Origin of the sequence: Blastococcus sp. MG754426 (genome assembly GCF_021699055.1) — a bacterium.
Taxonomy (GTDB): Bacteria; Actinomycetota; Actinomycetes; order Mycobacteriales; family Geodermatophilaceae; genus Blastococcus.
In genome coordinates this window covers 1-14,205 of sequence record NZ_SSXC01000094.1, presented here as the reverse complement: position 1 = coordinate 14,205, position 14,205 = coordinate 1, and the positions used below count along the sequence as shown (strand labels likewise).

Below are 14,205 nucleotides of genomic sequence, written 5' to 3'. Positions count from 1 at the left end.
GACCATCGGGCTGGACGACGTCGAGGAGGCGTTCCACAAGATGCACGCCGGCGACGTGCTGCGCTCCGTGGTGGTGTTCGGCGAGTGAGCGCCCGCATCCGGCCGGTGCCCGCGAGCCGCGGCCGGGCCGGCGGGACCGGCACCCGGCGCCGGGTCCCCGCAGTCTGACGACGCGTCGCCCCCTCGGAGCGGACGGGATCGGCTCACACCTCGACGGCGGCGCCGCAGACGCCGCACACCTCCAGCTCCCGCCGCTTCCAGCGGGCCACCGGCACGAAGAACAGCGAGAACTGCCGGTACTGCCGGACCCGCGACCAGCGGCTCGTGGTGTGGCAGTTCGGGCAGGTGCGGGTCGCGCCGGGGCCCAGGTGCTCGCGCTTGGTGCCGAAGCCGAGGAGCAGGAACACCACGCCACCCCCGGGCCGGTCAGCCGTCGGCCGAGCGCTGCCGCTCGATCCGGTCCAGCACCGTCGTGCGTCCCTCGCCGAGCTCGCGCTCGGCCCGCTCCGCCCGGTCGAGCTGCGACTCCCCGTGCAGCTCGGCCACCCGGCGGCGCGCCTCCGGGGCCTTCATCCCGATGAGCTCGGCGGCCGCGCGGGCCTCCCGGGCAGCGTCGGTGTTCGCCACGTGCTGCTCCCGGCCGGCCTGCTTCTCCCGGTCGGTCGCCCGCCGCTCCGCCGGGGTGAGCAGCTGCCAGGCCGCGTCCGGCAGGTACCGGCGGGTCGTCCCGTCACCGGTGCGGGCGTCCGCGTCGCCGTCGGCGGTGTGCCAGTCCTGCTCGGTCCACTCCTCGAGGTGCCGCTGCGACGCGGTCCGCTCGCCCTCGTGCCGGTAGCCGCCGCCGTGGCCCTCGTACTCACTGACCAGGAGCTGGCTCTTGCGCGCGCTCCACTGGCCCGGCCGGCCGCCGCGGTCGCCGGCCCTGATCTCCTCCTTGAGCCGGGCGCGCAGCTCCGGGTCGGTGTAGTCGTCCGCGTAGTCCTCCGCCGATCGGCCGCTCATGGGGCCGCCGGTACCCCGGGGCGGCCCCCTCGACTCCGACCAGGTGTCACTCCCCGGGGTGCGGCGGGACGTCGTCGGCGACGACGGCGCCCCGGCTCCCCGCAGGCCGTTCCGGACCCACCGTGGAGTCGCGCGTGGTCTGCCGCTCCGCCTCGGCGTTCACCGCGGCACCGAAGAAGATCAGCAGCACCGTCGTCCAGAGCCAGAACATGCTGATCGCCACGCCGGCGAGCGAGCCGTAGGTGGACTGGTAGCTGCCCAGGCTCTGCACGTAGGAGAAGAACCCGTAGGTCACCGCCAGCCACACGACCGTCGCGAGGACCGAGCCGGGGGTGAGCCACCGCCACCGGGCGCGCGCCCGGGCCGGCCCGAAGCGGTAGAGCACCGCGAGCGCCACGGCCATGAGGGTGGCGAGCGCCAGCCACGAGAGCACGCGGGCGGCGAGCTGGACCGGGCTGGAGGACCCGGCGACCCCGGCCGCGGCGAGCCCCGCGACGGCGAGCAGCGCCGCGAGCAGCACCGCGCCGCCGAGGACGAAGACCAGCGCGAGCCCCACCCGGCGCAGGAAGCCCCGCGTCTCGGGCTGGTGGTAGGCGATGCCGAGCCCGTCGAGGAGGTACACCGTGGCGGTGGTCGCCGTCCACAGCGCGACGACCAGGCCGGTGAGGCCGCGGAGGGTGAGCACGTCGCCCGATGCCGCCGTGATGGTGGTGAGCTGGTCGGTCACCACCGCGTCGAGGTCCGGGGGCAGCACGTCCGCCAGCCCGGAGAGCTGCCGGCGGGCGGTCTCCGGCGTGTTCACGAACCCGTAGATCGACAGCGCCGTCACCAGCACGGGGGCGACCGACAGGACGGCGAAGAACGAGACGCCGGCGCTCTGCACCATGAGCCGGTCGCTGAGCACCTGGCGCGCCACCCGCCGCAGCACCCGCCGCCACCCGGCAGCGGGGATCAGGTGCGGGGAGTGCGCCTCGTGCCCGCGCGCCCCGCCGCGGCGGCCGCGCACCCTCCCGGAGGGGCGCTCACCCCGGACGACGGCCATGACCCATCCCACCCCCGGCGGCGGACGGCCGCAACGGTTCCACCCGCCGGCGCCCGGCCACGGGTTGTGGCCGGACCGCGGAGCCACCAGGGGGGGGGGGGCACGTTTCCCCGGACCCTCGGCGCGACCGGTCCCGACGGACCGCACGGGACGGAGGCACCGTGTCCCCCGACGTCATCGGACTCAGCCTGCTGGTGCTGGGGGTCCTGCTCCTGGTGGCCAAGCTCATCCGGATCCGGTCGCGGATCGCCCAGAAGCTCTTCCTCCCCAGCTCGATCATCGGCGGCTTCCTGGCGCTGGTCATCGGTCCCGAGGTGGTCGGCGCGGTGGCCGAGGCCATCGGCGGGGAGGACGCGCCGCTGACCGGCGGCCTCTGGCCGGAGGAGTTCCTCGACGTCTGGGCCTCCCTGCCGGGTCTGCTCATCTCGGTGGTGTTCGCGACCCTCTTCCTCGGTGAGCGCATCCCCAAGGTGAAGGAGGCCGCCGAGCTCGCCGGGCCACAGCTGGCCCTCGGCGTCACCATGGCCTCCGGCCAGTACGTCATCGGGCTGCTGCTCGACGTCCTCCTGCTCGTCCCCTTCCTCGGGCAGGACCCCATGGTCGGCGCGCTCATCGAGGTGGGCTTCGAGGGCGGTCACGGCACCGCGGCGGGCCTGGGCACCACCTTCGCCGACCTCGGGTTCCCAGAGGGCCAGGACCTGGCGCTCGGGCTGGCCACGGTGGGGGTCGTCTCCGGGGTCGTCGTCGGCATCGCCCTGATCAACTGGGGCGTGCGCACCGGCCGCGCCCAGGTGCTGGAGGACGACGCCAAGACCTCGTTGGCCGAGCAGCGCGGCCTCTACGAGCGCGAGGAGCAGCCACCGGCCGCGCTGATGACCGTGCGCACCGCCTCGGTGGAGCCGCTCGCGATCCACTTCGCGATCGTCGCCGTGGCGATCCTGCTCGGGCTCGGCCTGCTCGAGGCGCTCCAGGCGCTGGAGGCGGCGCTGTGGGCGGACACCGTGGAGCTCTTCGAGTTCGTACCGCTGTTCCCGCTGGCGATGATCGGTGGGGTCGTGGTGCAGAAGGTGGTCGACCGCTTCGACCGCACCGGCATCGTGGACCGCCGGATGATGCTGCGCATCCAGGGCATCGCCCTCGACCTGCTGATCGTCAGCGCCCTGGCCACGCTGTCCATCCAGGCGATCGCGGACAACTGGGTGACCTTCCTCCTCCTCGCGGTCGCCGGCCTGGCGTGGAACGTGGGGGCGTTCGTCTTCCTGGCGCGCCGGATGATCCCGCGGTTCTGGTTCGAGCGCGGCATCGGCGACCTCGGACAGTCCCTGGGTGTCACGGCGACCGGGCTCATCCTCATCCGGGTCGCCGACCCCAACGCCGCCACCCCGGCCATGGAGGCCTTCGGGTACAAGCAGCTGGCGTTCGAGCCGTTCTTCGGCGGTGGGCTGGTCACCGCGGCAGCGCTGCCCCTCATCGCCCAGTTCGGGCCGGTGCCGCTGCTGGTCGTCATGGCCGTGGTCCTGGCGCTGTCGCTCGGCACCGGCATCCTCTGGTTCGGCCGGCGAGCCCCGGCCGAGGAGGCGGCACGGGCCCCGGACGGCTGACCCCGCGTACGCCGCCGGGTTGATCTCCCGGCGACCAGGGCGGAGCCTCGGGCCATGGCGCAGGGCGGCACGACCTTCGGCACCGTCGTCCGGTGGGACGACGACGGCGCGGTCATCGAGGCACCCGACCTCCCGGGCGGCTGCTGGGCCGACGCCGCCGCGGTCGAGCAGAGCACCACCGGCTCGGGCGGCCTGCGGGCCGGCCAGGTGGTGGAGGTGGAGTGGGCACGCCCCGGCGCGCGAGGCCTGCCCTTCCGCGCCCTCCGGGTCGTCCCGCGCAACGACCTGCAGGCGACCGTCGGGGGTTGAACCGCGGGTGCCGCGGCGGCGCCCCGGCCGCCGAGGCGACACGGGGTCTACTGTGGGAGCCGGACCGGCCGCGGGCCAGCATGCCCTCGCCCCTGGCGAGGATGCCCGCTGGTGCGACCGGTGCCCCCGCCGTCGTCCGGCGGGCTGACGGTCCCGAGGGGCCACCGGGGCGCGCGGCCCGGGACGTCGTCCTCCCGCGCAGCCCCGGGGCGGGGCCGGATCGCGGAGCAGCGCACGCCGCGGGGCGGTCCCGCGGCCTCCGCCGTCCGGCCGAGGGGGCCGTGTGCGCGTCCTGCCCGGCAACCGTGCCGGGCAGTGCAGAGGAGGAGTCTGTGGCTCGACCAGCACGGCGCTCGACGGGCGCCCGGCGCGGCGCCCCGCGCGCCCAGCGGCGCGTCCGCGAGGGCGACGTCATCGCGGTGCTCGCCCGCGCCGTCCGCGACGTCGAGGCGGCGGTCAAGCGCGACCGCGTGACGCCGTCGGTGCGCGCCGAGTTCCAGGCGATCGCCCTGGTGCTGCGCGAGGAGCGCGCCCGGGTGCAGGCCGACCAGAGCACCGGCGAGGGCCGCCGCGCCGAGCAGCTGAAGCGGCTCGACGGCATCGCGACGATCCTCGCCACCACCGCCGTCCGGAACTCCGGCCTGCTCGCCCTGCTCGCCGACGACGCCGTCGCCACCGAGGCCGCCCGGTCCCACCGGCGGGAGCTGCTCGCCGCGGCCGGCATCGAGGCGCCCGAGGAGGTAGCCCCGCAGCCGGTGCAGGCCGCCCCGGTGGCCGCCTCCGCCGAGCGCCAGGTGGTGCCGCAGTCGGTCATCTCGCGGCAGCTGGCCAACCCCTTCCTCGCGCCCGACTTCGACGCCGTGCGCCCCACCGCTGTGCGGCCGCGCCGGCTGGCGGGCTGGGAGGTGCTCGAGCCGCTGTTCAACTCCTTCGAGCGGGCCGGTGGCGGCGCCCCGGCGTGCATGCCCCTGCCCTTCCCGACCTCGCAGTTCACCCCGGCGGGCCTGGAGCTGATGCCGCACCAGGGACAGCTGGTCGCGGCGGCGGCGAACGGGCACCGCACCTTCCTGCTCGCCGACGAGCCGGGCCTGGGCAAGACGGCGCAGTCGCTGCTCGCGGCCGAGGCCGCGCAGGCGTTCCCGCTGCTCGTCGTCGTCCCCAACGTCGTGAAGACCAACTGGGCCCGGGAGGCGGCGCGCTGGGTGCCCCAGCGCCGGGCCACCGTGATCCAGGGCAACGGCGAGAACGCGGACGCCTTCGCCGACATCGTCGTCGTCAACTACGAGGTGCTGGACCGGCACGTGGGCTGGCTGGGCGACTTCGGCTTCGGCGGGATGGTCGTCGACGAGGCGCACTTCATCAAGAACAAGAGCTCGCAGCGCTCCCAGCACGTGCTCGAGATAGCCCAGCGCCTGCGGCTGCGCACCGCGCGACCGCTGCTGATGGCGCTCACCGGCACCCCGCTGATCAACGACATCGACGACTTCCGGGCCATCTGGCAGTTCCTCGGCTGGATCGACGAGGAGAAGCCGCTCGGTGAGCTCATGGAGTGCCTGGAGGCCACCGGCCTGACCCCGGCCGACCCCGCCTTCTACCCGGCGGCCCGCCAGTGCGTCATCGACCGGGGCATCGTCCGCCGGCGCAAGGTCGACGTCGCTGCCGACATCCCCGCCCGCCGCATCGCCGACCTCCCCGTCGAGCTCGACGACAAGGCCGGCCGCTCGATCCGCGCCGCCGAGCGCGAGCTCGCCCGCCGCCTGGTCAAGCGCTACGAGAGCGCGCTGGCCGCCCGCGAGTCGGCCACCGTGGTCGAGGGCATCGACCACGCGCTGGTGCGCAAGGTCGCGGCCTGGGAGCTCAAGGACTCGACCTCGGGCACCGGTGGTGACAACGTCTTCACGATGATGCGGCGGATCGGGCAGGCCAAGGCCGGGCTCGCCGCCGACTACGCCGCGCAGCTGGCCCGCAGCGCCGGCAAGGTGGTCTTCTTCGCCAAGCACATCGACGTCATGGACGTGGCCGAGGAGACCTTCGACGGCATGGGGCTGCGCTACTCCTCGATCCGCGGCGACCAGACGCCGTCGGTCCGCCAGCGCAACATCGACGCCTTCGTCAACGACCCGGACGTCGCCGTCGCCGTCTGCTCGCTGACCTCGGCCGGGGTCGGGATCAACCTGCAGGTCGCCTCCAACCTGGTGCTCGCGGAGCTGTCGTGGACCGACGCCGAGCAGACCCAGGCCATCGACCGCAGCCACCGCATCGGCCAGACCGAGCCGGTCACCGCCTGGCGGATCATCGCCGCGCAGACCCTCGACGCCCGGATCGCCGAGCTCATCGACAGCAAGGCCGGCCTGGCCGCCCGGGCGCTCGACGGCTCCGACGAGGAGATGCAGGGCTCGGCCGACGTCCAGCTCGAGGCGCTCGTCGCACTGCTCACCGCCGCACTGGAGGACCGATGAACGCCGAACCGCTGCTCACCGAGGCGACGCGCGTCGCCGACCTGCTGCTCGAGGTGCAGACCCGCGTCAACCGGCGGATCGACGGCGAGCTCGCCGAGCTGCTGCCCGTCGTCCAGCGGCAGCTCGGTGTCTCGCCCGGCGGCGCGGCCGACCTCTCCGACCTGGTCAACACCCGGATCACCGGCTCCAGCGTCGTCGTGACCCCCGCCGCGGTCGCCGCCGTCGTCCCGGTGCCGGAGGCCTCGGCGGTCACCACGCGGGCCGCGCGGCAGGCGGTGACCGGCATCCTCACCGGTGCCGACCAGCGCCTCGCGGTCATCGCCGGGCCCTGCTCGATCCACGACCCGGAGGCGGCGCTGGAGTACGCCGCCTTCATCGGCCGGATGCGCGAGCGGCACGGCGCGGACCTCGAGATCCTGATGCGCACCTACACGGAGAAGCCGCGCACCGAGGTCGACTGGAAGGGGTTCGCCTACGACCCGTTCCTCGACGGGTCGAGCCGGATCAGCGTCGGGCTGGTCGCCACCCGGATGCTGATGTGCCGCATCACCGCATCGGGCGTGCCGGTGGCCGCCGAGCCGCTGAACGCGCTGACGCCGCAGTACGTCAACGGGCTGGTCACCTACAACGGCGTCGGGGCGCGCAACGTGACCGACCAGACCGCCCGCGAGCGGGTGTCGGGCTTCTCGTCGGTGGTCGGGTTCAAGAACTCGCCCGAGGGCAGCGTGGACTCCGCCATCCAGGCGGTGATGACGGCACGGGCGCCGCACCAGTTCCTCGGCGTCGACGCGCACGGCGTCTCCGCGCAGCTGTCGACGACGGGCAACGGCACCGGCCACGTCATCCTGCGCGGCGCCAAGGACGGCCCCAACTACTCGGCCGCCCACATCGCCGACGCGCGGCGCCGGCTGGCCGCCCGCGGGCTGCCGGAGGTGCTCGTGGTCGACGCCTCGCACGGCAACAGCCAGAAGAACCACCTGCGCCAGATCGACGTCGTCCGCGACCTGGCCGGCCAGATCGCCGGCGGCGAGCAGGCGATCCGGGGCGTGATGGTGGAGAGCAACCTGCTCGCCGGCAGGCAGGACCTCGACCAGCAGCGGCCCGGGGACCTGGAGTACGGCAGGAGCGTCACCGACGCCTGCGTCGACCTGCCGACGACCGAGCAGCTGCTGGCCGAGCTCGCCGAGGCGGCGCGCGCCCGGCGCGGCTGAGACCGAGGCCGGGACGGGACGCGCTCGTACGGTGCTCCGACCGGCGGCTCCAGACCGGCGGCTCCAGAACGGCGGCGGGGCCTCCGTCGGCGCCGCCCGGGGTGGTGCGGGGAGCGCCGGTTGGGCGGTCAGGTCGCGGAGGCCGGGGGGCCGGGTGGTGCGGGTGACCCCGCTGGGCGTGGTGACCCGCAGGGTGCCGTCGGGCAGCAGCTCGAACCGCCAGCCGCGGGCGAAGGTCTTCAGCCGGTGGTGGGTGCGGCACAGGCAGCAGAGGTTCCTGGCGTGTCCTTACTATGACTCCCCATGTCGACGCCCCGGTCTGCCGCGATCTACGCCCGCATCAGCAGCGATCAAGCGGGGGAAGGGCTCGGCGTGCGTCGCCAGGTGGAGGACTGCCGGAAGCTCGCGGCCAACCTCGGCTGGGACGTCGGACAGGAGTACGTCGACAACGACCTGTCTGCCTACTCGGGAAAGCCCCGCCCGGAGTACCTGCGCATGCTGGCGGACCTGGCCTCCGGCGTACGGGACGGCGTGCTGGTCTACCACCTGGACCGACTGACCAGACGCCCACGAGAGCTCGAGGACTTCCTCGAGGTGCTCGACGCGGCCAGGGTCCGGCACGTCAGGTTCGTCGCCCGGGACGCCGACCTGGGCAGCGGGGACGGGCTGCTGGTTGCGCGGATCATGGGAGCGGTGGCCGCACAGGAGAGCGCGGCGAAGAGCCGCCGCGTGAAGCGCAAGATGCTGCAGAACGCCGAACTCGGCCTGCCTCACGGACGCTCCCGCCGCCCCTTCGGCTTCGACGACGATGCGATCACCCACCGCCCCGACGAAGTGGCGATCATCCGGGAACTCGCGGAGCGCTTCGTCGCCGGAGAGTCCCTGCGCTCGATGTGCACCGACCTCGACGATCGCGGCATTCGCAGCGTGAAGGGTGTGCCCTGGCAGACCCACAGCCTGCGACAGGTGCTCTCCAACCCGCGCATCGCAGGCCTGCGCAGGCACAACGGGCAAATCATCGGCAAGGCCGCGTGGGAGCCCATCATCGACGAGGACCTGCACCGCCGGGTGTTGGCGACCATCGACTCCCGCAAGGTCTCTGGCCGTCGAACGCCGCGCACCTACCTGCTGTCTGGGCTGCTGCAGTGCGGCAAGTGCGGCCGCACCCTCTACTCCTCCCGCCGCGTGGACTCCCGGCGCTACGTCTGCCTGTCCGGCCCCGACCACCGCGGCTGCGGTGCCCTCACCGTCGTCGCGCCTCCGTTGGAGCAGCTGGTCACGGACTACGCGCTGTTCCGCCTGGACAGCCCGGCCGTGGCCGATGCCATTGCCGGGCGTGGGAACGCCGATGCTGAGGCGTCAGCGCTGGCGGCGGAGCTGGCGGACGAGCGGGAGACGCTTGACTATCTCGCCGAGCAGTTCGGGACCCGACGCATCGACCGACGGCAGTGGGAGAAGGCGCGCGTCCCCGTCGAGGGCCGTGTGCAGACCCTGGAACGACGCCTGGCGCAGATCACCAGGACCGACGCCCTGACCGGACTTGGCAGCGGGGAGACCCTGCGCCGCAACTGGTCGGCGCTCAACCTCGACCGCCAAGCGGCGATCCTCCGCACGCTCGTCGCCTCGATCACCATCGCCCCCGGAACCCGAGGAGCCCAAGCCCTCGACCCCGACCGCGTGCAGGTGTCCTGGCGGCTGTGAAGCACGCCGGCCGGCCACGCGCTAGACCCTTCGGGCCTGCGCGCGCGACCGATCCGCCGGCACCCGCAGCAGGACAGCGATACGCGCGACGACGGCCGCATCCTCGACGTGCACGGGCACCCCCGACGCGGCGCAGGACTCCGCCACCCGCCGGGCCAACTCCTCCCGGTTCACCGCCAGATCGCCCACAGCGCAGGCGGACCCTGCCAGGCCAGTGACTGATCCGAGGTCCACACCTCGTCCGGATCGCCACCCATCGCCGCGGCCGCCTGAGCCATGACGTCCTCAAAGGTGCGCCCGCGCAGCCGAACCGTCTCCGGCTGGAAGCGCTGGGCCACCTCGTAGCGGTGCAGCCCCGGGATACGCCGGGCGTCAAAGCCTTTGCGGACGTACTTGGACAGGTAGCGGGCCGCGATCCGCGCTTCGTCCCGGGCCAGACCGGCCGCCGTCGACCCAGACGGGGCGGACAACCGCTTGATATGTACGAACCCGTGACCCCAGGCCCGTTCGATAAGGCCCCGGGCGACGAACCGGCCGACCGCAAAGTGCACGTGCAGCCCGTGGTCGGTCTTGTGCCACTCCGGCACCCACAGGTACGCGAACGGAGTGCCGCCGAGCAGCTTGCGCAGCACCCGGAAGAACTCCGACAGATCCCGCCGTAGGAGGCGAGGATCGTGGCAGCCCGACCCCCGATAGGTCAGCGTGCCCAAGCGGTTCAGGCGATTGTGGGCGCAGTACCGGCGAACCTTCCGCGCCGCCCGCCGCGCCGCCTCCTCCTTCGAGCGCTCGGGATCCCCGCCACCAGGCGACCGCTGCACCGGCACCGAGTAGCGGAACGACCCACCGACCTCTCCGGCTCCGGGGTACAACGTGACGAACCAGCCCGCGGGACTCAACGGGGACAGCGGTGGGGCAAGCAAGAGGGCCTCCGGGGCAACCGATCAGCAAGTGATCGGCCCCGGCGCCTACGCCCTCGGAATGTTTACTGCTTCAGCACCAGCAGTCTGCTGCCCACGCGACAAGATGATCTCGGCTCGCAGGAATCGAGGCCTTACCCTGGCCGTGAGAGCGTGGGCTACACGAACCGTTTATCTGCGAACGCCGGGCAGCATGACCCAGCAGTCACGTACCGGTCAAGCCCGCGCGGTGGCGAAGGCGTCCCCTCCGGCCAAGCGTGCGCCGCACCCGACCACGGTCAAGGGCCACAGACCGACGTGCCACCGACCCGCGACGGCCCTTGACCGCGCCCGGCCACGGCAAGGGCGTGATCCTGCGGAGCCGCCCGGAGAACGGTCCAGGCCTAGCCCAGCGGCTCCCGAGTTACGTTGCTACTTCAAGTCAAGCAGCGGGGCTTCGCCCCGCTGCCGCACCGCCCGCCCTCCCAGCGCCGCCTAGGACGAAGCACCATGCCCGCGAGGCCTGCCGCCAGAAGCAGGAACTCCTCGTGCGCGGACGTTCTCCACGTCCTCCGCCAAGGCCCGACTAGTTTCCGGCCAGGCCCAAGGTAGGTCTTCGTCTCCAAAGCCACGCCACTGTCGGTCTAGATACGCCTGGAAGCGACTAACCCGCTCTAGGCGCTCGGGAAGGGTGAAGGCGTCAACGATTGTTCGCCGCACCTCCGCATCCAGGATTGGCGTATCTACAACGATGGCGTCGTAGTAGGTGAAGTATCCGAGCAGCGTTCTCAGGCTGTAGGCCCCTACCGTCGTGATGCGGTATTGCAGGGTAGTACGCGGTCCGGAGGTCCTGGGCGTGGCCTGGACGAGTCGGCTCCTGGCGGCGCGATCAAGGGCCGCGGCAATTTGGCTTTCTTCGAATCCCAGGTCATGGGCGAACCGGTGAATTGCGTCCGCTGCAACATACCCGTCGCGAGCGACCTTCTCCCCCAGCGATTGCACCTGAGCCAGCAGAAGTGGCAACAAAAAGTGCTCCCGGCCGTCAGCTGAGTGGATTCGCAGAAGGTTTGGTATCGCAGACGAAGCCGGGTCGTAGTAATTCCCGTCTCCGAACATTAGGGATCGCAAGAACTCGTGGACCGCGACGGTGTACCGACCGTAGGCCTTCTGGATTTCGATCATCTTTCGCGTGTCGATATGCCCGCTACCGATAAAGTCGGTGACGAACCCGAGCGCCAGGCGCATATTTCCGCCCGCAAGGTTTTCAATGAGGGCCAGAAGAGGACGATTGTTGCGGAAGTTGTCGGACAGAATATCAAGGAACGTGCGGAGACTGTCACTGTCGACGGTGACACCGACGGGATAGGAGCCTAGACGGCCCGTCTCTTCCAACTGATTCAGCGCGAACTTCACGCGACGCTGCAGCATGACGTCAGCTCTAGGAGGAGAAATCGTGAAGACGCGAGGGTGATAGCCCGAAACGGCACCATCGCGACTCGACTGGTAGAACGTTTCTGGCCTAAGGGTTACAAAGACAGTCGCGGGCCAGGTGCTTGCAAGCTCGTTGGCAATCAAGAACACCTGGTTCTGATCGTCAGCACTCCGCTGGTCAATATTGTCAAGAAAAACGACTACTTGACGGTGCCACGTGGCAGTGATGTGCTCAAGGCTCTTTCGAAGATGAGTTGGCCTTGCTTCCACCAGGCGCTGAAGGAGACCCACCCTCTCCCGCAGGTAGCCGGTGGGGTCTGTGTCCTTGAGGGCGCCTACAACCCCGGACTCGAAGCGCTTCAGCTCCCGCCTGTAGACCGCCTCCACAAAGGAGGCCTGCTCGATATCTATACCGTAGCGGTCATTCAGTTGATCAATGGAATTATCGACTACGTGTGCATCAAGGGCGCCAAGCGTGGAAGATGAGCCGAAGTCAATGTAGAGAGAAATTGCTTGATCGAACAGCTCGGGCGCCTCGACGTGAACCAAGCGTTGGATGAAGGTGCTTTTTCCTGAACCTACATCGCCCAGCAGAATGATGGGTCGCCGAGATGTCGCAGCAGCAAGCATGTCTTGTGTTAGCTCGGGGGACAGACCTTTCTTGCGCTCCACCGGCATTGCGTCAATTCCGGAGTCGCTACCTAGGAGAGCGTATCTAGTTTGGAGTATCTGCTTGCTAACTTGCGCGTACTGAGAGAGGGCTCCACTGGTCGAGTAGCACTCGCGGAGGAAATCTTCACGCAACTCTTCGAGGCGCGATACGTCCTCGAGGAAGAGTTCGCCTAGAATCTCGAGCCCGGCCTGCAGGTCATTGCGCCGCTTGGTCCCCGGATAGTTCGGCAGGTGGGCAGCTAGCGCATCCGGGATCGCAGGCGACGCCGAGCGCAAGGTCTTGAACAAGGTTCGGTCCTGGAGGCCAAGCGGAGACGCGTTGTCCCAGAGGAGGCGGAAGCTCGAACGCATGTCCTCCAAGCTGGGAAAAACCAGCGCCTGACCTTCCATCGGAGGCGTTCCGTCAGTCCGAACTGCTAGGAAAAGCACAAGCTGACGGCCATTGCACACAGCAGCAGGGCCGACTCCCGTGCGTGCGGCATACCCTGCCACCTGTTCCATGGCGGCCTTCAAGGGCTTTCCCTCCTGCCCAGCTGCCAGGTTGGCAATCTTGTGAATGCCGACCGTGGTTCCAACCGGCAGTGAGAAGTGGACGCCTTCCTTCTTCGCCTCCAAGACCAGCTGTGGTCCAGGATCTCCCAGGGCGTAGTCGATGAACCCCTCGCCGGTGAAGCTTTCGACGTGAATAGAGTCCCGGGTCCAGCGGAGAACATCTACGAGAAGACTGTCGATCAGATGGAAGCGTGTCTCGGCCTCATTCATGAGGTCATCGCTCCTGGCCTCTGACCAGCTCAACAGCTGGTCGAGCGCCGCCGCCCCGGAGTCAAAGTCACTTGGCACGGGAACTCCTTAGGCGGGGCTATGGGCAGGTCGGACCCTACCGATCACGCGGCGCCCAGAGGGAGTGCCTTGGTGGGGGTGTCCTGATGACTAGGCAGGTTCTCGCAGGCGGTGCGCCCGCCGCGGTCGTGGGGCACCACGTGGTCGGCGTCGGTGCGGGCGGCGGGCCGGCCGCAGCCCGGGTGCCGGCAGGTGCGGTCACGGAGCCGGATGAACCGTTCCTGGGCGGCCGAGGGGTCGTGCCCGGCCACGGCCGCTGGGCGGCCCAGCAGCGGGCAGGCGCAGTCGGCGACCGCGCCGTGCTCCGGGCAGCCGCGGGCGGCGAGCCGGTGCAGCTCGGCGGCGGTCGCGGTGGCCAGGAGCGCGCCGTCGTCGCCGGTGACCGCCACCGCCAGGCTCCCGCCGGGCGGGGCCTGCACGCCCAGGGCGCCGAGCCGGGCCATGAGCTCCCGGAGGTGGCCGGCGGTGATCGGGGCGCCGTTCACGCTCGGCCCCGTCCCGCTGCCGGTGCCGCCCCGCGGGACGCCTCCCGCGGCAGCCGCCGGCCGGCCCAGGGCCCCCAGCGGGGCCACCACCGTGACGTGCCCGGTCATCGCCGGGCGGGAGGTGTCCCACGGCCGCAGCACCAGCGCGGCGTGCGCCTCGGCCCGGAGCACCCCGATCGGGCGGTCGTCGCCACCGGTGCGGGCCAGCTGGGCGGCCTGGTCGATCGCCGACCACATCGCCGCCGCCACCGGCGAGGGCAGCTCGGTGGTCAGCGCCGACAGCCCGTCGGCGGTCCCGCGCACCCGCACCCCGGCCCGCGCCTCGGCCTCGACCCGCCGCCGCTGTTCCGCGAACTCCTCGTCCGCGGCGATCGCGGCGGCCACCAGGCGGGCCCGCAACCGGCCGGACGACATCCCCGCCGCACCCGGCAGCAGGGCGGGGACCACGGCCGCGAGCACCTCGTCCGAGGCGTGCCCGAGCACGCCGGCGAACACCCGCGCGCGGAACCAGTCCAGCTCGCCGGCCGCGCAGGCCGCCCAGACCGCGGGCATCCGC

At 71.5% G+C, this 14,205-nt stretch carries 11 protein-coding genes; 5 read left to right on the top strand and 6 right to left on the bottom strand.

All coding sequences use genetic code 11. The features are described from left to right. Nucleotides 1-203 precede the first annotated feature (203 nt). From E9549_RS20600 to E9549_RS20590, 3 genes are read right to left on the bottom strand one after another with little or no spacing between them, the layout of a single operon-like run. Nucleotides 204-410: a zinc-ribbon domain-containing protein gene (locus E9549_RS20600; RefSeq protein WP_236828458.1), complete on the bottom strand. Its 207-nt coding sequence runs from the start codon at nt 408-410 to the stop codon at nt 204-206. 16 nt (nt 411-426) lie between these two features. After that, nucleotides 427-1,002: a hypothetical protein gene (locus tag E9549_RS20595; protein ID WP_236828457.1), complete on the bottom strand. Its 576-nt coding sequence runs from the start codon at nt 1,000-1,002 to the stop codon at nt 427-429. Between the two features lie 46 nt (nt 1,003-1,048). Next, nucleotides 1,049-2,044 carry a YihY/virulence factor BrkB family protein gene (locus E9549_RS20590; RefSeq protein ID WP_236828456.1) on the bottom strand — a complete coding sequence of 332 codons (996 nt, stop codon included), beginning with the start codon at nt 2,042-2,044 and terminating at the stop codon, nt 1,049-1,051. Between the two features lie 161 nt (nt 2,045-2,205). Between E9549_RS20590 and E9549_RS20585 the strand changes: the two genes are divergently transcribed. From E9549_RS20585 to E9549_RS20565, 5 genes are all read left to right on the top strand, one after another. Beyond that, a complete protein-coding gene (locus E9549_RS20585) occupies nt 2,206-3,645 on the top strand; it encodes a sodium/glutamate symporter (protein ID WP_236828455.1) in 1,440 nt (479 codons plus the stop codon). A 54-nt stretch (nt 3,646-3,699) separates the two neighbouring features. Further along, the gene (locus E9549_RS20580; RefSeq protein WP_236828454.1) at nt 3,700-3,954 is read left to right on the top strand and encodes a hypothetical protein; all 255 of its coding nucleotides are present in this window, start codon (nt 3,700-3,702) and stop codon (nt 3,952-3,954) included. Between the two features lie 332 nt (nt 3,955-4,286). After that, nucleotides 4,287-6,413 carry a DEAD/DEAH box helicase gene (locus tag E9549_RS20575; protein WP_236828453.1) on the top strand — a complete coding sequence of 709 codons (2,127 nt, stop codon included), beginning with the start codon at nt 4,287-4,289 and terminating at the stop codon, nt 6,411-6,413. Then, nucleotides 6,410-7,624 carry a 3-deoxy-7-phosphoheptulonate synthase gene (locus tag E9549_RS20570; RefSeq protein ID WP_236828452.1) on the top strand — a complete coding sequence of 405 codons (1,215 nt, stop codon included), beginning with the start codon at nt 6,410-6,412 and terminating at the stop codon, nt 7,622-7,624. The genes E9549_RS20575 and E9549_RS20570 overlap by 4 nt, the downstream gene beginning before the upstream one ends. Before the next feature lie 303 nt (nt 7,625-7,927). Then, nucleotides 7,928-9,325: a recombinase family protein gene (locus E9549_RS20565; protein ID WP_236828451.1), complete on the top strand. Its 1,398-nt coding sequence runs from the start codon at nt 7,928-7,930 to the stop codon at nt 9,323-9,325. 170 nt (nt 9,326-9,495) lie between these two features. On the opposite strand, the gene E9549_RS20560 is transcribed toward E9549_RS20565, so the two are convergent. The 3 genes from E9549_RS20560 to E9549_RS20550 all read right to left on the bottom strand — a co-directional run. Next, complete coding sequence (locus E9549_RS20560; protein ID WP_236828450.1) at nt 9,496-10,035, bottom strand: hypothetical protein; 540 nt, start codon at nt 10,033-10,035, stop codon at nt 9,496-9,498. 681 nt (nt 10,036-10,716) lie between these two features. Beyond that, the gene (locus E9549_RS20555; RefSeq protein ID WP_236828449.1) at nt 10,717-13,086 is read right to left on the bottom strand and encodes a hypothetical protein; all 2,370 of its coding nucleotides are present in this window, start codon (nt 13,084-13,086) and stop codon (nt 10,717-10,719) included. Between the two features lie 122 nt (nt 13,087-13,208). Then, nucleotides 13,209-14,205: HNH endonuclease signature motif containing protein (locus E9549_RS20550; protein WP_236828448.1), on the bottom strand; the 997-nt coding region annotated here is incomplete at its 5' end.

Coding starts and splice junctions, on each gene's coding strand:
- E9549_RS20595 (WP_236828457.1), bottom strand. CDS start 1,002: ATGAGCGGCCGATCGGCGGAGGACTACGCGGACGACTACACCGACCCG.
- E9549_RS20580 (WP_236828454.1), top strand. CDS start 3,700: ATGGCGCAGGGCGGCACGACCTTCGGCACCGTCGTCCGGTGGGACGAC.
- E9549_RS20570 (WP_236828452.1), top strand. CDS start 6,410: ATGAACGCCGAACCGCTGCTCACCGAGGCGACGCGCGTCGCCGACCTG.
- E9549_RS20555 (WP_236828449.1), bottom strand. CDS start 13,086: ATGAATGAGGCCGAGACACGCTTCCATCTGATCGACAGTCTTCTCGTA.
- E9549_RS20590 (WP_236828456.1), bottom strand. CDS start 2,044: ATGGCCGTCGTCCGGGGTGAGCGCCCCTCCGGGAGGGTGCGCGGCCGC.
- E9549_RS20565 (WP_236828451.1), top strand. CDS start 7,928: ATGTCGACGCCCCGGTCTGCCGCGATCTACGCCCGCATCAGCAGCGAT.